Below are 21,507 nucleotides of genomic sequence, written 5' to 3' on the forward strand. Positions count from 1 at the left end.
GTTTTATTTTTGATTTTGTTTTAAAGTCCCATAAAATAAGCCCTGACATGATTTTTTAAAACAAAAAAACGAGATCACGAATTACCAATTTTTTTTTAAACCGAGCAAATATATAATTAACGAAAATATTAACCAATTTATTTATTAATTAATCTCAAAAAAAAAGCTGCAAAAGTGCAGCTTCTTTTCTTTTTTCCTGTTTTTATTATACTAAAATCGTTTTTAGGGCATCATTCATGCTACGAACTGCATCTGCACTTTTAGCAAATAAAGCCTTCTCCTGATCGTTCAAGTTTATATCTAGAATTTCTTCCACACCGTTTCTACCAATTATACACGGTACTCCAATACAGATATCATTTTGACCATACTCTCCTTCTACAAAAACAGAACATGCAATCATTTTCTTTTGATCATTCAAAATACTATCAACTAAATATGCTACAGAAGCTCCTGGCGCATACCAAGCAGAAGTCCCAAGAAGCCCTGTAAGGGTCGCTCCTCCTACCATAGTATCTGCTGCAACTTTTTGCAATACTTCTTCTGAAAGAAACTGAGATACCGGAATACCATTATAAGATGCTAAACGTGTTAACGGAATCATAGTTGTATCTCCATGACCTCCAATTACCATTGCCGAAATATCATTTGCTGGTTTATCCAGAGCCAATGAAAGATACGTTCTAAAACGAGAACTATCCAAAGCTCCACCCATACCTATAATTCTGTTTTTTGGAAGACCTGTAGCTTTTAAAGCCAAATACGTCATCGTATCCATCGGATTTGAAACTACGACAATAATTGTATTAGGCGAATACTTTAGTACATTCTCAGCAACTGTCTTAACAATTCCTGCATTGATACCTATTAATTCTTCTCTTGTCATTCCTGGTTTTCTCGGAATTCCTGATGTAATTACTACTACATCGCTTCCTGCAGTTTTAGAATAATCGTTGGTAACTCCAGAAACTTTGGTATTAAAACCTGTGTTTGTGGCGCACTGTGTTATATCAAGCGCTTTCCCTTCTGCAAAACCCTCTTTAATATCCAACAATACTACTTCGCTAGCAATTCCTCTATAAGAAATAACATCTGCACATGTAGCTCCAACATTTCCTGCTCCTACAATGGTAACTTTCATATTTTATACTTTATCGGTTATTAATTTTTGTCTATTCTTTAAAAAGACAATTCGTTTAATTGTCTAGTAAATTTAAACAATTAAACGAATTGAAATTATTAATTTTTTATTTTATGCGTCAATATTTGCATAAACTGCATTTTTCTCGATAAACTCTCTACGAGGAGGCACTTCATCCCCCATTAACATAGAGAAAACCTGATCAGCTTCTGCAAGACTATCAATATTTACTTGGCGCAAAGTTCTGAAATTCGGATCCATCGTAGTTTCCCATAATTGCTCCGCGTTCATCTCTCCAAGACCTTTATAACGCTGAATGTTAGCACTTCCTCCCATTCTTTCGTTAGCTTGATCACGCTGAACATCATTCCAAGCATATTCTTTTTTGTTTCCTTTTTTAACTAAGTATAAAGGCGGTGCTGCAATGTAAACGTGACCTTCTTCGATAAGCTCTTTCATGAAACGGAAAAAGAACGTTAATATTAAGGTAGAAATGTGGCTACCATCGACATCGGCATCACACATGATGATTACCTTGTGATATCTTAATTTTTCAAGATTTAATGCTTTACTATCTTCTGCAGTTCCTACAGTTACTCCCAAAGCTGTAAAGATATTCCTAATCTCTTCGTTTTCGAATACTTTATGATGCATCGCTTTTTCAACGTTCAAGATTTTACCACGTAATGGAAGAATGGCTTGAAAGTTACGATCACGTCCTTGTTTTGCTGTTCCACCAGCCGAATCTCCCTCGACAAGGTAAACTTCACATCTTGCAGGATCTTGCTCAGAACAGTCAGATAATTTCCCTGGCAATCCTCCACCGCCCATAACGGTTTTACGCTGCACCATTTCACGTGCTTTTTTCGCTGCGTGACGTGCCTGAGCTGCCAAGATTACTTTCTGAATGATTACTTTAGCATCATTTGGATTTTCTTCCAAATAATTTTCAAGCATTTCTCCTACTGCCTGAGAAACCGGAGAAACTACTTCTCTATTTCCTAGCTTCGTCTTAGTTTGCCCTTCGAACTGAGGTTCAGATACTTTTACCGAAATAATTGCTGTTAATCCTTCACGGAAGTCATCTCCAGAAATTTCGAATTTTAATTTATCTAATAAACCAGAAGCATCAGCATATTTTTTAAGCGTTCTTGTCAAACCACTTCTAAAACCTTGTAAGTGCGTTCCTCCTTCGTGAGTATTGATATTATTTACGTAAGAAAAAATATTCTCCGTATAACTTGTATTATAAATTAAGGCAACCTCAACTGGAATTTCACCTTTATCATTATCCATGCTGATAACGTGAGAAACAATTGGTTCACGATTACCATCTAAGTAACGAATGTATTCTTTAAGACCTTCATCAGAATGAAATACTTCACTTCTAAATTCGCCTTTTTCATCCACTTCTCTCTTATCTGTAAATGTGATTGTAATTCCTTTATTCAAGAAAGAAAGCTCACGCATACGTGCTGAAAGCGTATCGTATGAAAACTCAGTAGTTTGAGTAAAGATCGTGTCATCAGGATAAAAAGTCTGACGTGTACCTCTTTTATCTGTTTCTCCAATTTGTTTAACTGGATATAATGATTTTCCTCTTTCGTATTCCTGCTCATAAATCTTACCTTCTCTAAATACAGTAGATTTCATGTGAACAGAAAGAGCGTTTACTACAGAAACCCCTACCCCGTGCAAACCTCCAGAAACTTTATATGAATCTTTGTCGAATTTACCTCCGGCACCAATTTTAGTCATTACAACTTCAAGTGCAGAAACACCTTCTTTTTTATGTAAATCAACTGGAATACCACGTCCGTTATCTTCAACTGTAACAGAACCATCTTCGTTTATTGAAACACCAATTGTGTCGCAATGCCCTCCCATGGCCTCATCAATAGAGTTATCTACAACCTCATAAACTAAATGATGCAGTCCTCGAACCCCTACATCTCCAATATACATTGATGGACGCATTCTTACGTGCTCCATTCCTTCTAATGCCTGAATACTATCTGCTGAATAATTGTTCTTCTTGATTTCTTCGCTCATATAATTTATTCTAAAAATGTATTTACTGTCTAACACGCAAATATATAAAAACGCGAGCTATATACCCAGTAAATTACGACTTAAAGCACTTAAGTTATCAACACAATTGTCTGAAAAACCTAAAAATAGAGTTAAAAATGAAATTAATTTCTAATTTTCTTAAATTCCAAATTCTAAAAATGGAAATAACGTAAAAAATGGACTCTTTTTGAAATTCCATTTTTTTGAAATTCCAAATTCCAAAACATACATTAAATCAAAAAGCCGAAATAATATTCTTATTTCAGCTTTTCTATATCTGCTCCCAAATTGGAATTTGGAATTTCAAAAATTTGGAATTTTCTTTTAAGCAATCACAGTAGTTTTTACAGTTTCAAAATTACCATTCAAATGAGCCGCATTTGCTCTTCCGCTTGGATCTTGGTTTTCCTGCCATTTTGGAATCCACTTACGAACAGTTTGTGCCGCGCTGACCTGTGGATAGTATTTATGGAAAATTGATCTATACAAGTACGCTTCTTTAGTTGTTGGCGAGTTATACGGAAATTCTGTGCTTGCTCCTGCCAATTGCTCATCTGTAACTTGCGAAGCACAATATTCAATCAACTCATCAACCCAATTATATCCCACTCCATCAGAAAACTGCTCTTTCTGACGCCATAAAACTTCCGAAGGCAAATATGGGTCTTCCGTATCAAAAGCTTTTCTTAAAATGTATTTTTCAACGCCATCATACGTTTTTGGCTGTTTCTCTTCTGTTTTAATTCGAATGGCTACATCTAAAAATTCTGTATCCAAAAACGGAATTCTCACTTCTAGACCATTTGCCATTGTCGTTTTATCTGCGCGCAACAAATCGGCTGTAAATAGCTTCTGAACTCGTTCTATAGTTTCATCTTGAAATTCTTCTTCTGAAGGCGCATTTCTAAAATACAGATGCCCTCCAAAAACCTCATCTGCACCTTCGCCAGACAAGATCACTTTTATTCCCTGATCTGCTATCGCTTTAGAAAGCAAATACATAGGAACACCAGATCTAACCGAAATGATATCATACGTCTCAATATGATAAATTACTTTTTCTAAAACTTTAACTCCTTCTTCAACCGAAAAATGAATTTCATGATGTTCAGTTCCTAAAAATTCAGCGGCTTTTCTTGCCATAACATTATCGGGAGCATCAGCGTCCAATCCGATAGAAAAAGAATGCAATTTTTCGCCTTTCTCTTTTAGCAATCTCGAAGTGATGGCCGAAATCAATGAAGTATCTAAACCTCCTGATAGCACAACTCCTAAAGGCACTTCTGCCAATAGACGTTTGCGTGTTGCCTGAATCAAACTCTCACGAATCAATTCTAAATCTAACGGATGAGTTGCATTTTTATGGTCTTCATATTCTGGGCGATAGTATTTTACAAAACCTGTTTTTGCTGTATAATAATGTCCTGGCGGAAAAGTAGAAAACGATTTGCATTGATCTGCAATAGATTTCATTTCTGATGAAAAATAAATTCTTCCTCTTTCATCTAAACCATAATATAAAGGTTTCACCCCAATTGGGTCACGACCTGCAATATATTTATCTCCATCAATTACAACAAACGCAAAATCTCCATCCAATTTATTACAGAAATCATAGCCGAATTCTTCATAAAGATGCACAATAACTTCTGAATCTGATTCAGTTCTGAACGTATGGTCCTTTAAAACTGTATTTTTAAGCTCTTGATAATTATAAATCTCTCCATCATGAACCATCCATGCTTTGTTCGTTCCCTGAATAGGCTGTTTTCCTGAATTAAGATCAATTATAGACAGACTTTCATGACAAAGTATACTGCCATTTTCCATAATATGAATATCGCTCTCATCAGGTCCGCGATGTGACATTCTCTCAGAAAGTTCTTTTACAAGCTTGGGGTCTTTTCCTTTACCAATAACGGCTAACAATCCAGACATACTATTTTATTTTTTATTTTTATTCTGATGTACCAGCCTCAAATAAGCTGTACATTAAAAAATCATTAAAATTTCCGCTTAAAAGCAAAACTAAATATTATTTTCTGCTTTCCTACATTTTACATCCTAAAATTTCAGTGTTTAACTTTTATTTCGACGAAACTCAAACATAAAACAAAATTTAATCGATTACCAAAATTTTTTATTTTAACATATTGAAATACAGAAACTTTTTTAGACAAGAAAGACGCTCTCATAAAAGAACGTCTTTCGGCAATATATATACTAATTCTAAAAATTAAACTCTTAATTAGGCTTTCACATAAGCATCATCATGAACATTAGCTACCGCTCTTCCTGATGGATCGTTTAAGTTTTTGAAAGCTTCATCCCACTCCAAAGCAATTTTAGTACTACAAGCCACACTTGCTTCCTGAGGAACGCATAATGCTGCAGCATCGCTTGGGAAATGTTCTGTAAAAATTGAACGGTAGTAATACTCTTCTTTAGAAGTTGGAGTTTGCAATGGGAATTTGAATCTTGCGTTTGCCAATTGCTCATCTGAAACCTCTCTAGCTACTACTTCTTTCAAAGTATCAATCCAGCTGTATCCTACTCCATCAGAAAACTGTTCTTTTTGTCTCCAAGCAACACTTTCTGGAAGCATATCTTCAAAAGCTTTACGAACAACCCATTTTTCCATTGGGTGCTCTTTGTTAATCATTTTATCTTGTGGGTTGATGCGCATGGCAACGTCCATAAATTCTTTATCTAAGAATGGTACACGTCCTTCTATTCCCCAAGCTGCTAAACTTTTGTTTGCACGTAAACAATCGTACATGTGAAGTTTTCCTAATTTACGAACGTTTTCTTCGTGGAATTCTTTAGCATTTGGCGCTTTGTGGAAATATAAATATCCTCCAAACAACTCATCTGCTCCTTCTCCTGAAAGAACCATTTTGATTCCCATAGATTTGATCACTCTAGCCATTAACCACATTGGAGTCGAAGCTCTAACTGTAGTTACGTCGTAAGTTTCAAGGTTGTAAATTACATCACGAACAGCATCTAAACCTTCTTGGATTGTAAATTTGATTTCGTGGTGAATAGTTCCAATATGATCTGCTACTTTTCTTGCCGCAGCTAAATCTGGAGACCCTTCTAATCCAACAGAGAAAGAGTGCAATTGCGGATACCAAGCATCTGTAGTATCATCTGATTCAATTCTTTTTTGAGCAAATTTTTTAGCCACAGCCGAAGTAATAGAAGAATCTAAACCTCCAGAAAGTAAAACTCCGTAAGGAACGTCACTCATTAATTGTCTGTGAACCGCAGCTTCCAATGCTTTTCTGATTTCTGGAATGCTAGTTTCGTTGTCTTTTACTGCATCATATTCTGTCCAGTCTCTTTTGTACCATTGTACAAATTCGCCATCTTTGCTTGATAAATAATGCCCTGGAGGGAATAATTCGATTTTTGTGCAATATCCTTCTAAAGCTTTTAACTCAGAAGCTACATAAAAAGTCCCGTGTTGATCCCAACCAATATACAATGGAATAATTCCCATATGGTCACGAGCTACGAAATACTCATCTTTATCCACATCATAGATTGCGAATCCGAAGATTCCGTTTAACTCATCAACGAAATCTGCTCCTTTTTCTCTGTAAAGTGCTAAAATAACTTCACAGTCACTCTCTGTCTGAAAGTTATATTTACCCGCAAATTGTTTACGAAGGTCTCTGTGGTTGTAAATTTCACCATTCGCAGCCAAAACCAATTTTTTATCTTCTGTAAATAAAGGTTGTTTTCCTGACGCTGGATCTACAATCGCCAAACGCTCGTGAGAAAGAATCGCTTTATCATTGCTAAAGATACCGCTCCAGTCTGGTCCACGGTGACGAATGATTTTTGACATTTCTAATACTTGAGGTCTTAACGCTTCGGCTTTTTGTTTAAGATCAAAGGCACATACAATTCCACACATAATTTTATATTTTTATTTTGTAAATTTTATTTTGATAGGGCAAAGATGGAGTATTAGTTACAATTGACAAACACAAACCTTAATATCAATTACAATTATCAATCAAAAAAATCAATTTACACACAAAATGTAAAATTTTAGCATTAAAAAAAGACCTAAACTTTAAATCCTTAATTTTAAGTACAAAACTGCTTTCAAATTTAAAGTTTAAAGCGGTTTTTTGAATTAAATTACAAGTTATTCCTATTACAAATGGAAGATTCGTAAAGAAGAGATAAAAAGTTGTTCTGGAATTATTGTTTATCTAGTATTATCTAGATTTTGAGTCTTACTTGTCATCTTGACGAAGGAAAGATCACACAAGTAATTCCACATGCTAGTTCGCCAATCTGTATCGAGTTTCTAGTGTGATCCTTCCTTCGTCAGGATGACAAACTGTATGGTTAAGGCAGTGCTTTAAAAAAATAAACGATTCCCATAATTACTAAAATTCCTAGTAACAGCCAATGCTTAAAACTTGTGGCTTTTATTTGAAACTTATAAAGTTTATCATTTTCCGTAACATCTTTTTTCCATAATTTATGAATCTTATAAAAGGCATAAGAAGCTCCAAAGAATGAAAAACTACATATTAAGTGCATAAAATTCATATACTAGCTAATTTCTTCAATAGTATAATGCGTCTTATTTATTTCAAACTGAAAACCTGCTTTATTTCCCATTAAATGATTTCCCAAAGGAGATTGTGGAGAAAGCGCAATCACATTAATTCCGTCAATTGTAATTTTAGGAAGCGCAACACTAACATACAAATAGATTCCGTTTGCTTTTACTAAACTTCCTAGAACAATATTTTCTGTCGTTTTTAGCGGATCTATCTTGTCTAAAATTGCTTTTTGCTCTAAAGCTTCTTTTAATTTATTTGTCAATTTTTCTTGCTCGATATGCATCATCGACAAAGCCGTTTCATGCTTATCGCCTGCAGAACCTTTGGCATCATTTTTTGAATCTTCTGTCAAACCCGAAATCATGTCTTTAAAAACATCAATTCGATCTTGAACCATTTGAGTGTAGTGAGAATATATTTTTTCTTTGAAAGTCATTTTTTTTAAAAGGTACTGAGGTTCTGAGGCACAAAGGTGCAAAGGTTTTTTTTCTTGGTCTAAATTTTTATTCGAAAAAAGCACTTGGATAAACCACTTCTCCACTTATTCCTTTTAAACCATCATCTGCTAATTCAATAATCATGCAGTTTTCAGCTGGAACATCAAAAGGCATTTTGATATTGTATTTTTCGCAGAGTTCATATCCAAACCTGGGGTAATAATCTTGATGTCCTAATAAAATAACCGATTTATAACCTAAACTTTGTGCGATTTCATGTCCACGCAAAATCAACTTTGAACCAATTCCTTTTCCTTGGAATTCAGGTAAAACCGAAACTGGAGCAAGTGCTAGTGACGGAAAGGTTTGCGTTTCATTTTTTATCTGCAGTTTGGTAAATAAAATATGACCTACAATATGATTATCAATTTCGGCAACAATAGACAGTTCTGGAATAAAAGCATCCGATTTTCTTAATCTTTCTACCAAAAACTGTTCTTTATGGTCGCTGTATTCTTCCTTTTCGAAAGCTTTTTCTATCAAATGAAAAACACTTTCAAAATCATTTTTATTTTCTTGACGTAATATAATTTCCATTTTATAAAATTAAAAAAACAGCCACGAATTCACGAATCTACTCCAAAAAATTCATGAGCTCATGGCTGAAAAAAAAAGGCACATTCATTTAAAATGTTTTTGTGCCTAAGCATCTTTATGGCAAAGATTTCTTAAAAATCAAATTTATAGTTTGCGCCTCCTAAAACCTGGAATCCTTGTACAGGATAATTCAACCATTTTTCGTAAGCTTGATTTCCAATATTATTCAATTTCAAGAAAAATGTCAATCTTTCGTTGAATTTATAACCTACATGAGCATTTGCATCAAAATAGCTTTTTAAAGTAATTGGTGTAGCATCGATTCCTAAAGAAGTATTTACCTGCATATCTTTTCTTTCGCCAACATAAAACACATTCAATCCTGCATACCATTGCTTTGTAATATTAACGTCTAAAGTCGAACTTAATTTCATTGTTGGTAAATTCCATGCTTCAACCACATTGTCAGTATTGTAACTATTAAAAGTTCCGTTGATTCCGAAAGTTACATTTTGAGAGAAATCGGCTTTTAATTCTCCGTAGAAACGAAACGTTCTAATATCTTCATACACTACTCCAAATGAGTTCCCGAAAGCGTAATCTTCATTTGTAATTACTTCTGTGTAATCATTTGCTTTAAACAGCGCTTTGTCTTTTTCATTCAAGTAAGAAGCAGTCACATTATAATTTACATTGTTCGCCAATTTTCCTTTTAATCCAGCAAAAACATTGTATTGCGTACTTGACGGACGCATGTTTAAAGTCGGAGATAAAAACGGATTCTCGGTCACAAAATCAGCATAAGAATTCTGATTTAAACCTCCGTTTACTCCCGTATAGAAAATCATTAAATCGCCAACCAGTTTGTAGGAAGCATTTACTTTTGGATAGAAATAGAATTTATTTCCGCTATTTTCAGAATCTGCACTGTAATAGATTCCAGCTCCTAATTCTAATGTCCACTCATTTTCATTAATTACAAAACTTGGCTCGATTCCAACATTGGTAAAACTGTATTTTAAAGCTTCTGTATTATCTTGGAAATAGTTGTTTTTGAAAGAACCGCTTACGTGATCTACAATTACATTGGTTTTAATTGCCTGATCCATTACATCAACTGTAAAAGTCGGCTTTACATAAAACCTATTTTCTGAAGAAGAATAACTATCTGAAAAATGCGTGAATTTCGCAGAAAGTTTACTAAAAATACTTTCTGAAAATTCAGCATTTCCGCCAACCCAAATTGTATTATATGAATGATCCGGATTAATGCTGTTTACCAAATCATAACGCTGATCCGGAATTGTAGAGCCAAAATCTGATGGAAGTCCATACCAATTGTAAATCTGGTTCTGGTAACCTAAATCAACTCCCCAAGTATTATCTCTATTGTTTTGACCATAACCAACATTAATTGAAGTATCATAAAATTCATCGTTCAATTCTACATCTTTAATTCCGCCTTGAGAAGAGTGATGGCGAAACATTCCTGCTACATAATCATTATTGCCTAAATCTTGGTTTACGAATAATTCACCATTTAAAGTGCTGTAATTTCCAAGCCCTAAAGTTGCATAATTATTAAACAATTTTTCTCTTTTAGCTTTCTCAACACCTTCTGCTTTTCCTTTAGAAGGCGTAAAAGTAGATGCGACAGGAACAGACAGAATACTGTATTTAATAACTTCTTTCGGCTGATTGCCGCTATCGTCCAGCGAAGGCGTTTCTTTCACTTTAAAAGCATCTGAAATAGTCGGCGAATAAGGTTTTACCACGTTTACAGTTTCGGTTCCAATCGTTTCATTTTTCTTTTGCGCAATCGAAAACTGAGCAGTAAATAACACTAACAAAATGATTATTTTATGTCGGCAGTTTAATTTCATATTTCTTTTTTTTAAGAGTATAGAGAAAAGAGTATAGAAAATAGACTTATACTATTTCTTAATTCTTACGCTAAAAACTCTTTGTTCTCTTTCTATATTCTAAAATCTTTGTTCTATTTTCTATTTTCTATTTTCTTGCTTAAGCTTCCCACTCACCTTTAGCTACAAACTGAGCTTTTCCTCCTATTCTAATATCAAAAAGATCTGCGTTTAATTTTCCATCAAAATAAATTTCAGACGGGCGCCCGATGTAATCTCCCTGATGATTTGTCAATTTAAATTCAGGTTTGTGGTATTTTAATAAAAAAGCCTGCAAACAAGTACTAGCACTGCCTGTTGCTGCATCTTCTACCAACTGATTATGCTCAACACATAACATTCTGCTGAACAGTTTTTCTCCTTCCAAATAATAGAAATACAAACCTCTATGATCTGTTTTGCAGTGCTGTTTCATCCATTCATCAGCTTTATCTTTATCCAAAACCAAATTTTCAAGAGCTCTTTTACTGCTTAATCCGACCATCACAAAAGCACTTCCTGTTGTCACTTCCTGAATAGGAAATTGATTTTCGAAATCGCTTACTTGCAGGTTACTAAAAAAGGTGAAATCTATTTTCGAAAAAGTGTCCCAAAACTTTGGCTGAGCTGCTTTTAGCCAAATCAAATCTTCGGTTTTATTAATTGCAATTGGTCCAATCGGAACTTCTAATTTTATTTCGTTAGGCGAATTTTCAAAAACCTTATTCATCAAAACCCAAGAAGTCCCAATAATCGGATGACCCGCAAATTGCATTTCGTGAGCTGGTGTAAAAATCCTAATTTCTGCTTTATTATTGGCTTTATCCAGTTTGGTTACAAATGTGCTTTCCGCAAAATTAATCTCGCGTGCCATCTGCTGCATTTGTTCTGTACTTAGATTTTCTGCATCCATAAAAACCGCCAGCTGATTTCCAGCATATTTTTTATCGGCAAAAACATCAACTATGTAAAAAGGTAAACTCATTTCTTTCTTCTTTTCTTTTAGAAGCAAGAGAAAAGACTTTATCTAAAAATCTTGCTTCTTGTCTTTTTCTTCTATTATTCTCTCTATCTATTAATCGACGAATTTGTTTTAGACTCTTCCGCTTTAATAGCTCCTAATTCTTTTTTCGCTTCTTCAACAACATCTGGATAATCTGTAAAGTTGTTGATTACGTTATCTAAAATATATGTCGCTTGATAACTGTCTTTTAACCCGTAGAAGTTTTTCGCCATCAATACCAAACCTTTTGCTCCGTAATATTTGTAAGCCGAATAGCTTTTTGCTAATTTCTGAACTGCAGTATTCGAAGCATCAAATTTTCCTTCTTTCGTTTTAAAGTACGCATCATAATATAAAGCTTCAGCTGCCAATTCTCCTTTTGAAGTCGACAATAATTTAGCGTAAGCTGTTTTAGCTTTATCTTCATTTCCTGTTTGAATCGCCGCTCTTGCAACAATGATTTGAGCATCGGCTTTTACTCCTGCATCAGATTTTGCATTTTCTAAAACTTTTTCAGCAGCAGTAACCGAATTGTCATAATCTTTTTTGTCATAATAGCATTTCATCAAGTTTGCCTGCGCGAAAGTTTTGTTCTGCGGATAATCTGCTTCACTTTCTAAACGTTTTAAAACCGGAATTGCTTTATCACAATCTTTTGCTTTTAAGTAAATCTGAGCCAATCTATTTAAAGCCTGTTCTGTAAATTCATTTCTAGGCTGATCAATCACATATTGATAATTTGATGTAGATTTTGTTTCAGAACCTTCAGCGTAATATAGTTGCGCCAAATAGAAATTAGCCTCTAAAGCGTGTAATCCCGCTGGGAATTTGCTCACGTAACCACCAAAACCTGTAATCGCAGCTTTGCTGTTATTTTGGCTATATTGTTTGAAAGCAGCATCGTAAGTGTCGTTGTCTAATTCAGCATCTGAAACTTCAACAAAATCTAAAGTACGAACCCAAGTTGCATATTCGTCTACTTTTCCTGAATCAACATAAATTAATCTTGCTGTTGCTACTGCTTCTAAAGCCTCTGGTGTTTTTGGGAATTCTGCAGCAACTTTTTTAAATTTCGTTAAAGCCTGTTCATCGCGATCAGAATTATAATAAATCAAACCTTGTTTTAGAATTGCTTTTGAAGTAAAAGATCCGTTTTGGAATTCTGAAATTAATTGGTCATACGTTTTCAAGGCTTGATCGTTTTTCTTTTCTGCAACATAAGTATTTCCTAATTCAAACAAGGCATCATCTCTGTAAGACGATTTTTTGTACATCTGAAGAAAATTATTCAATTCATCAACTTTCTTAGCATTATTTGACAAAAACCCGTAAGAAAGTGCTTTTTGAAACTGCGCATAATCTGCATCTACACCTTTTGCGGCAATTGCTTTTGCATAAGCCTCGTTTGCAGCGCTATATTTTGAAGTTACAAAACGACAGTCACCCAAACGCAAATAAGAATCATTTAAACGAACTTTATCTGAAGGTGAATTATCGATCTGCGCTTGAAATGAATTTGCAGCCTGATCGTAATCTTTCAATTTAAAATACGTGTAACCAATATTATAATTAATGTTTTTATATTCATCTGTAGATTTTGCAGCAGCCATTCCAGCAAATTGCTTGTAAGTCAATAAAGCATTTTGCATATCATCATTCAGATATTCTGTTTCTGCTTTCCAGAAAGTGGCACGAGCCGCAAACTCAGGAGTTTTTTGTTCGCTGATAGCATTTTTGAACATTTTACCCGCTTCTTGGTAATTATTTTCATTGTACAATTCCAATCCGCGATAAAAAAGCACTTTTTGGTACGCTGCTTTATTTTCAGCAGTTCTATTTTTTTCTAATAAAACCAGTGCTTCTTTGTAATTTTTAGAAGAAATATAAGAATCAACCAACAGTTTTTCTACCTCAGCACGGCTTGAATTATTTGGATATTTTTTAAGAAAATCTAGTAAAATACCTGGAACAGCTTGATAGGCATTTCCGATATCATAACTCAATTTAGCGTAATTTAAAGCGGCATCTTCTTGAATTTGTGCGTTAAAATCCATTTCAGAAGCATTCTTGAAAGCATTTAAAGCTTCTTGCTTTTTACCCGTATTTAAATAACTTAAACCTAAATGGTAATATGCATTCTGCGCAACAAAATCTTTTCCTTCAATAATTTTATTAAACTGAGAAATTGCTTTTTCGTAGTCTTTCTGTTCATAATATGCGTATCCTAATTGATAAAAATCGGTGTTGTTCCATTTTCCTTTTTTACCCGCATATTGTTCCAAATACGGAATTGCTTTTCCGTATTGCTTTAAGTTGAAATAACTCTCTCCAATAATTTTATTCAGTTCCGATTTTTCAATATCGTTCGATTTGTTCATGGCAACCAATCCTAAATCAATCGCTTTTTGGAAATTTCCTAATTTGAAATTCATATCGGCTTGATAATACGACAGTTTTTCTTTGTATTTTTCTTCGCCCGAAACCTCATCAAAATATTTTGTTGCCTCTTTATAATCGTCGCCTTCATAAGCCATAAAACCTAAGTAATATTTGGCTTGAGAACCATATTCTTTAGAATTGACAACTTTATTAAAATAATTGGTGGCTTCTTTTTTCTTTTTAGCATTAAAATAGCTGTAGCCTTTCATGAAGTTAAACTTATCCGATTCGGTTTTACTCATGTAGCTTTCGTCTACTTTATCAAACCATTGCAATGCTTTTGGGTAATTTCCCTGCTCGAAGAAAAATTGAGCAGCCTCGATATAAGCCTGGTTTTGTTTGGTGCTTGTCGGATAATCATTTACAAATTGTTCCACCAAAGCATCAGCATTTGCTTTGTTTGTTCTTATAGCACAATTGGCAATGTAGAAAGCACAATCAGATTGCACTTCTTCGTTTGTGGCATTGTATTTTACTTTTTCAAAAATCAATTGAGCCGAAGCATATTGTTTATCATTATATAAAGCCAGTGCTTTGTCAAAATCCTTTAATTCGTAAGTATAAATAGCCGATTTCTGTGCCGAAACTATTGTCGAAGTAAGGAGAATTTGGAATATAAAGAACCTGGATAGTTTACGCATTTTGATTAATATTTAGGTATTCAAAAGTATCATTTTATACGCTTTATAACGAAACGTTTTTAGGTTTTATTATAAACAAATTAATAATCGTTTATGATTTTAAGGTTTAATAAACTTCAATTTATTGGTTCTCAAACTTTCTAAAACATTTCATTTTTTAAACTTTTTCCTAAGAAATGATTGAAATTTATTTTGAATACAAACGTTATCTTATTACTTTTACCATTCAAACCAATTTTATTATGTCACAAACCGTACTGTCTCTAAAAGAAGTCACTATATATCAAGAAGGAAGAAAAATTATATCTCACATTAATTTGGATGTTAATCATGGTGAGTTTATCTACATTATCGGGAAAACTGGTTCTGGAAAAAGTAGTTTTCTAAAAACTTTATATGCTGACTTACCTTTAATTGAAGGTGAAGGACATATTGTTGAATTTGATTTGGCTACTTTAAAAGAAAAAGATATTCCGTATTTGAGACGTAAAATCGGAATTGTATTTCAGGATTTCAAACTGCTTCCTGACCGTTCTATAAAAGACAATATGCTTTTTGTTCTAAAAGCAACTGGCTGGGTAGAAAAAGAAGCAATGGAACATAAAATTGATGAAGTTTTGGACAAAGTAGGCATGAAAGATTTTGTAAACAAAATGCCTCATCAGCTTTCTGGCGGAGAACAGCAACGTGTTGCTATTGCAAGAGCATTGCTTAACGATCCTGAATTTATTTTGGCCGACGAACCAACAGGAAACCTTGATCCTCAAACAAGTTCTGAAGTATTAGAAGTATTAAAAGCAATCAATGCCGCTGGTAAAACTATCATTATGGCAACTCACGATTATGCTTTATTAATGAAATTCCCATCTAAGACTTTGAAATGTGAAGATGAAAGAATCTTCGAAGTGGTGCAAAGAAGCGTATAATGCTTTCTATTTTAATTCCGGTTTACAATTATGATGTTTCTAAACTTGTTTTAGAACTTAAACATCAGGCTGATGATTTAGGAATTATATATGAAATCATTGTTCAGGATGATAGCAGCAGGAAATTTGTCGAAGAAAACAATCAGATAAATTCTTTAGAAAACTGCCTTTTTTCTATTAATAACGAAAATTTAGGAAGAGGCAGAAACATCAATTCTTTATGCTCTAAATCAAAATATAATTATGTTTTGATTATGGAAGCCGATGCCTTTCCAGAAAGTAAATCATATCTTAAAAATTATATTGATTTGTTATCAAAAGCGCCAGATGTCATTTTTGGAGGCGTTAAATACTCAGACAGCATTCCTTCGCAAGAAAAAATACTTCGATGGAAATATGGAAGAAATAGAGAAATTAGATCTTTGAGTCAAAGACTTCAAAACAATTATGATTTCGTTTTTACATGGAATCTACTTTTAAAAAGAGAAATTCTTCTACAATATCCTTTTCCTGAGTTTATTAACGAATATGGTTATGAAGATCTTGTTTTTATAAAAAAACTTCGATTAAACTCAGTTCCTATTACTCATATTGAAAATTTACTAATTCATTGTAATGATGAAAATAGCGTAGACTTTCTCAATAAAACCGAAAAGGCCGTTAGAAATCTTTACAACTTAATTTGTTCTGGAAAAATTGATTCAAAAGACGTTAAACTAACTAAGGTTTATCTAATTTTAGAAAAGCTTCATTTAGACGGAATTTTCAAAGCAATTTACAAAGCAAATAAAAAACAGATAATCAATAATTTAACTTCAAAAAATCCTAGTTTGCATGTGTTAGATTTTTATAAATTGGGTTATTATTGCGATTTAAAACAATAAATTGTTATGGCTTTCTTTTCTGTTGTTATTCCTTTATTCAATAAAGCAAATCATATCGAAACCACAATAAAAAGTATTCTCAGCCAGAGTTTTACTGATTATGAAATTATTGTAATAAACGATGGATCGACTGACAATGGCGAAGCTTTAGTACGTGGTTTTAATGATGACAGAATACAAGTTTACAATCAAAAAAATCAAGGCGTTTCTATTGCACGAAATCTCGGAATAGAAAAATCAAAAGGCAGACTGATTGCATTTATGGATGCAGACGATTTTTGGTTTCCAGATCATTTACAGGAACTAGCTAATTTATTTCAAGACTTTCCTGATTGTGGCATTTATTGTTCGCGTCATAAAATCAGAATTTCAAAAAAACATTTTAAAATTCCTGTTTATAATGGGATCAATGAATCTTTTAGAGGAATTGTTCCTGATTATTTTTTCTCAAACAGACCTTTTAGAATTACGTGGACTTCATCTCTGGCAATTCCAAAGGAAATAATAGAAAAAATTGGAGGATTTACACCAAATGTAACAAATGGTCAGGATTTAGAATTATGGACTAAAATTGGGATAAAATATCCTGTTGCCATCACAAATAAAACAACAGCTATTTATAATTTCGACATTCCAAATAGTGTTACCAAAAATCACGTAAACTCAATGAAGTTAATGGATTTTGAACAATTTAAACGTTCAGAAAAAGAAAATCCTTCTCTTAAGAGCTTTCTCGATTTATACCGAATTGAATATGGTCTGCGCTATTATATTTTTGGAAATAAAGAAAAAGCAAGCTTTTATTTAAAAGATGTTGACCCGCAAAATATTAGTTTAAAAATTCAGCTTTTATTAAAAATGCCTTCTGTTTTTCTACGCTTATTTTTAAAATCAAAAAACACTTTAAAAAGAATTGGGTTTGATTTTTCTATCTACGATTAGCATATTCTACAAATTCATCAAAATCCCGAATGTAGTCCTCTTCAATATACACTTCCGAAGCTACAACCAAACAAATCGAACCTGATGAAAAATTTCTAAGTTCTCTCCAAATCCCAGATTTAATCAAGAGACCTTCATAAGGTTTGTTTAAAGTAATAATTGTTTCTTCTTTCCCGTCATTTAAAACCACATCAAAACTACCACTTAGAGCGACTAGAAACTGTTGCAAATCTTTATGCGCATGTCCGCCTCGCTCCGATCCCGTTGGCACATCATATAAATAATAAACCCTCTTAATTTCAAAAGGAACTGTACCATTCTCTATTACAGATAAATTTCCTCTTCGCTCCTCAATTTTAGGGATTGAGATAATTTGTATTCCGTTATTATTTATTTTCATCCTGGATTTGTTCAAATTTTATATGCCCTTTTTTTGCAATTGTCAGAAGGCTTTTGATGTTTTTAAATTTAATATTGTTTTGTTTTAAATCAAAAAAGAGTTTGATATACAGCCAAAAAAGATATTTCTTTTTAAAGATTCTCGAAAACAAAGCGCCTTGTATGTAATATTTATCATTGATGCTTTTCTTTTCTGAAGAAGTCTGGTTTTTATGGATTACAATTATTTGAGGTTCAAAAACAAGCTGTTTCTGTTTTGCTTTCAAATCAGATAAAAAAATAGCTTCTTCTCCCATTTCAAAAACGGCTCCTAAGCCAAAATTTTCATCAAATGAAACTTTCGATTCATTAATAATCTTTTTATTCAAAGTCATTTCTATTGAACTTGAATTCAGAATATCAAAAATATTCAAATTGGCTTTAGAATCTGAAGGGTATTTTTTAATTAAATTTCCATCTAAATTTTCCGCTTCAAAATTTATTACAGCCGCTTTAGAGAATTTATTATATGCATCAATTATTTTAACTGCAAATCCCTCTTTATAAACAACATCATCATCAGCAATGACAAGAATTTTTCCGACAGCATTTTCGAGAGCTAGATTTCGGCTTTTTGCCAATCCTTTTTCAAAAGAATTTACAACTCTGACATTAGCATAATCAGAAGTTAAGATTTTCTCTTTTTGGGTTTGATTTATAATTAAAATAGAAAAATTAGAAAAATGCGAATATGGAAACATCGGAACTAAAAAATCCAATGAATTCTGATTCATTGTTGAAATTAAAATTTCGATGTCTGTTATGTTGTAAATCTCTTTCAAATGTTTTTCATCTTAAACAAATGTAATTTTTTTTTACCCTCTACAAAATGTAATTCTGTTTTGTTTTTTAATTGTTTTACATTTACTTTTTCTTTTTAACTAACACAGTTTATGCGCATTTTACTGATTGGCGAATACAGCCTTTTACATAACTCTTTAAAGAAAGGGCTAGCAGAATTAGGACATGAAGTTATTCTGATAGGAAATAGCAATGGCTATAGATGTTATCCTGTTGATTATGATTATGAGGCTAAGTTTTTTAAAAAAGAAATTTTCAATATTCCTAGAAAAATCATATTCAAACTCTTCAAATTTGATTTAGTTAGTTTAGAATATGGCATTCGTTTTTACCTATTTTTATCTCCATTACAAGATTTTGATGTTGTGCAATTTGTTAATGAAGCTTCTATAAAAACAACCAAAAGATTCGAGCTTTACTTAATACAGAAAATAGTAAAAAATAATAAATCCTTTTTTTTATTATCATGCGGATTAGATTCTATGACTCTTAAGTTTTACACTGAAAACAAAGACTATAAATCTATCTATCAACCTTCTATCAAAAATCCTTCTAAAGAATTCAACTGGTTTTCCGATTATTTTAAAAAAGGACATATTAAAATTCACAAATACATGATGAGCAATTTCAATGGACTAATTGCCACTGATTTTGATTATGTTGATGCTGTAAAAAATTATCCTATTTTTTCTGATTTTATTCCTTATCCAATAGATTTAGCCAAATTAACTTTTAAGGAATTAATAATTAAAGATAAAATAATTATTTTTTTAGGCATTAACAAATACAGCTATTATCAAAAGGGAATAATTTATTTTGAAAAAGCGCTAAAGCATATACAGGAAAAATATCAAGACAAAGTAGAAATCATAATTACAAATACAGTTCCTTACCCTATTTATATTGATTTATACAATAAAGCTCATATTCTCCTAGATCAAACCTTTAGTAGAGATCAGGGTTATAATGCGCTAGAAGCAATGGCAAAAGGAAAAGTGGTATTTACTGGTGCTGAAAACGATTTTACAGAATACTACAAAATTACCGAAAGAGTCTGCGTAAATGCTCTGCCAGATGTTCATTATCTGGTTCAGGAGTTGTCCTTTTTAATTGAGAACCCAGATGAAATAATAGCTATGGGAAAACGAGCGCGAGCTTTTGTAGAGAAAGAACACAATTATTTAGAGATTGCTCAAAAATATCTTGATGTTTGGAAAGAGAACTAAACTAATTTTATTTTCTTTTTAACTTTAAAAATAAAATCCATAATTCTTTTAATTCTTCCAGCTTTAACAAATGACAAAGTAGCAAATAAGTTGTCCCCCCAAACATACATCCTAACAGTAATTGAACTATTAAATTATCTACAAAGCAAGTTATGGCATATACTAAAATTGCCATTCCTATTGCAGCTCCAAAAAAGGGAACCATATCTTTTAACTGTTTCATTGCTCCATAACCATAAAATTTTCCTGGCAAATAGGCATTTATTAAAAATGATATGGCGGAGGTAATTACATGACCAATTATAATAGCTTTGACGCCTAACGGAATTGTGATTACCAATGCTAATAAAGTTAAGGGTAATTTAGAAATGTCAACTTTTAAGTATAAATCTGAGCGCCCAATTGCATTTAATAAATTCATATTAACGGCACTCATTGGAAGAAAAACACGAGCAAAAACCATCCATTGCAAAAGCGGAATTAAAGAAATCCATTTTTCGGTAAGTAATACTATAACTATAGGTTTTGCAAGTAAAGCAATAAGTGTCATAAGCGGAATAATCAAAAAAGCCGACATACGAATCATTCGGCTATATATAGAAACTAACCTTTCTCTATCATTTTGAACTGTAGTGAGAACAGGAAATGTCGCCTGTTGAATTACACTAACAATTGTTCCTGCTGATAAATCAGCAAAACTTTTAGCTCTTGTATAATAACCCAATGAAGCTGTTGGATAAAACTTTCCCAAACAAATATTGTAAACATTATTTAGCAGCTGCGCATACAAACCCGCCATTAAAAGTTTGGATCCGTAACCGAATAAAGACTTAAAAGATTTTTTTGAAAACAATACAGAAGGACTCCAACTACTTAAAAACCAAAGACAAACCGATGAAGCAAAAGCTCCAACAAGACTTTGAATAACTAGAGACCAAACACCATAATTATTTAAAGCTGCAACGACACCGCATAACCCGCCTGCGAATACCGACAGTACGTTACTTTTAGCAATTGATTTGAAATCGACTGCAATTGTTAGTTTTGTTTTTTGGACTATCGCTGCAGCATTCAAAAACAAACTTAAACCTAATACCCGCACTAGGTTTATTAATTGAGGCTGATTAAAAAAAACAGCTATTAAAGGTGCAGAAAAAAACAGTAGTAAATAGAAAAAAACACTTACTGCTAAATTGAATACGAATACAGTGGAAAAATCAACATCTGTTCGATCTTGACGCTGAATTAGTCCTACTCCTAAACCACTTTCAATAAAAGTTTGCGACAAAGCCATAAAAATAGCCAGCATTCCTATAAGTCCAAAATCCTCTGGCAGTAAAATTCGCGCAAGTACAATACTGACTACAAATTGCCCAATCTGAACGGCAAATTTATCAACCGCAGACCAAAAAATGCCTTTCGCTACTATTGTCTTTAGAGAGGAATTTTGCATTTATCTTTTAGCC

Annotated in this window: 16 protein-coding genes; 4 read left to right on the forward strand and 12 right to left on the reverse strand. The window is 32.9% G+C overall.

All coding sequences use genetic code 11. The features are described 5' to 3' along the window. Positions 1–205: 205 nt before the first annotated feature. From mdh to DMA14_RS05415, 9 genes are all read right to left on the reverse strand, one after another. Positions 206–1,141 (reverse strand): malate dehydrogenase, encoded by a 936-nt coding sequence (mdh, locus tag DMA14_RS05370; RefSeq protein WP_111423755.1) that lies wholly within the window; start codon positions 1,139–1,141, stop codon positions 206–208. A gap of 111 nt (positions 1,142–1,252) precedes the next feature. Then, positions 1,253–3,193, reverse strand: a complete 1,941-nt coding sequence (gene gyrB / locus DMA14_RS05375; RefSeq protein ID WP_111423756.1) for a DNA topoisomerase (ATP-hydrolyzing) subunit B — start codon at positions 3,191–3,193, stop codon at positions 1,253–1,255. A 345-nt stretch (positions 3,194–3,538) separates the two neighbouring features. Further along, entirely contained in the window at positions 3,539–5,152 is a 1,614-nt protein-coding gene (gene asnB / locus DMA14_RS05380) for an asparagine synthase B (protein ID WP_111423758.1), read from the reverse strand. A gap of 310 nt (positions 5,153–5,462) precedes the next feature. Continuing rightward, positions 5,463–7,139 carry an asparagine synthase B gene (asnB, locus tag DMA14_RS05385; protein ID WP_111423760.1) on the reverse strand — a complete coding sequence of 559 codons (1,677 nt, stop codon included), beginning with the start codon at positions 7,137–7,139 and terminating at the stop codon, positions 5,463–5,465. 653 nt (positions 7,140–7,792) lie between these two features. Next, complete coding sequence (locus DMA14_RS05395) at positions 7,793–8,242, reverse strand: hypothetical protein (RefSeq protein ID WP_111423989.1); 450 nt, start codon at positions 8,240–8,242, stop codon at positions 7,793–7,795. Between the two features lie 67 nt (positions 8,243–8,309). After that, on the reverse strand, positions 8,310–8,840 hold the full coding sequence (locus DMA14_RS05400) for a GNAT family N-acetyltransferase (RefSeq protein WP_111423764.1): 531 nt from the start codon (positions 8,838–8,840) through the stop codon (positions 8,310–8,312). 131 nt (positions 8,841–8,971) lie between these two features. Further along, on the reverse strand, positions 8,972–10,723 hold the full coding sequence (locus DMA14_RS05405) for a TonB-dependent receptor (protein ID WP_111423765.1): 1,752 nt from the start codon (positions 10,721–10,723) through the stop codon (positions 8,972–8,974). A 139-nt stretch (positions 10,724–10,862) separates the two neighbouring features. Then, a complete protein-coding gene (locus DMA14_RS05410) occupies positions 10,863–11,726 on the reverse strand; it encodes a PhzF family phenazine biosynthesis protein (RefSeq protein WP_111423767.1) in 864 nt (287 codons plus the stop codon). A gap of 83 nt (positions 11,727–11,809) precedes the next feature. Next, the gene (locus DMA14_RS05415; protein WP_111423768.1) at positions 11,810–14,824 is read right to left on the reverse strand and encodes a tetratricopeptide repeat protein; all 3,015 of its coding nucleotides are present in this window, start codon (positions 14,822–14,824) and stop codon (positions 11,810–11,812) included. A gap of 242 nt (positions 14,825–15,066) precedes the next feature. On the opposite strand from DMA14_RS05415, the gene DMA14_RS05420 reads away from it, so the two are divergent. From DMA14_RS05420 to DMA14_RS05430, 3 genes are read left to right on the forward strand one after another with little or no spacing between them, the layout of a single operon-like run. After that, positions 15,067–15,750 (forward strand): cell division ATP-binding protein FtsE, encoded by a 684-nt coding sequence (locus DMA14_RS05420; protein ID WP_111423990.1) that lies wholly within the window; start codon positions 15,067–15,069, stop codon positions 15,748–15,750. Next, complete coding sequence (locus DMA14_RS05425; protein WP_111423769.1) at positions 15,750–16,634, forward strand: glycosyltransferase family 2 protein; 885 nt, start codon at positions 15,750–15,752, stop codon at positions 16,632–16,634. The genes DMA14_RS05420 and DMA14_RS05425 overlap by 1 nt, the downstream gene beginning before the upstream one ends. 6 nt (positions 16,635–16,640) lie before the next feature. Continuing rightward, positions 16,641–17,576, forward strand: coding sequence for a glycosyltransferase family 2 protein (locus DMA14_RS05430; RefSeq protein WP_111423771.1), 936 nt, complete (start codon positions 16,641–16,643; stop codon positions 17,574–17,576). On the opposite strand, the gene DMA14_RS05435 is transcribed toward DMA14_RS05430, so the two are convergent. Then, positions 17,563–17,976 carry a sugar 3,4-ketoisomerase gene (locus DMA14_RS05435; protein WP_111423772.1) on the reverse strand — a complete coding sequence of 138 codons (414 nt, stop codon included), beginning with the start codon at positions 17,974–17,976 and terminating at the stop codon, positions 17,563–17,565. The two genes, DMA14_RS05430 and DMA14_RS05435, sit on opposite strands and share 14 nt — an antisense overlap. Next, entirely contained in the window at positions 17,963–18,748 is a 786-nt protein-coding gene (locus DMA14_RS05440; RefSeq protein ID WP_157957671.1) for a glycosyltransferase family 2 protein, read from the reverse strand. The genes DMA14_RS05435 and DMA14_RS05440 overlap by 14 nt, the downstream gene beginning before the upstream one ends. Positions 18,749–18,907: 159 nt before the next feature. Here DMA14_RS05440 and DMA14_RS05445 point away from each other — a divergent pair, with 159 nt between their 5' ends. Further along, positions 18,908–20,041, forward strand: a complete 1,134-nt coding sequence (locus DMA14_RS05445; protein WP_111423775.1) for a glycosyltransferase family protein — start codon at positions 18,908–18,910, stop codon at positions 20,039–20,041. A 7-nt stretch (positions 20,042–20,048) separates the two neighbouring features. Here the strand turns inward: DMA14_RS05445 and DMA14_RS05450 are convergent, their stop codons facing one another. After that, on the reverse strand, positions 20,049–21,494 hold the full coding sequence (locus tag DMA14_RS05450) for a lipopolysaccharide biosynthesis protein (protein ID WP_111423777.1): 1,446 nt from the start codon (positions 21,492–21,494) through the stop codon (positions 20,049–20,051). Positions 21,495–21,507 lie beyond the last annotated feature (13 nt).

Source organism: Flavobacterium sharifuzzamanii, from assembly GCF_003254585.1.
GTDB classification, from domain to species: Bacteria; Bacteroidota; Bacteroidia; order Flavobacteriales; family Flavobacteriaceae; genus Flavobacterium; species Flavobacterium sharifuzzamanii.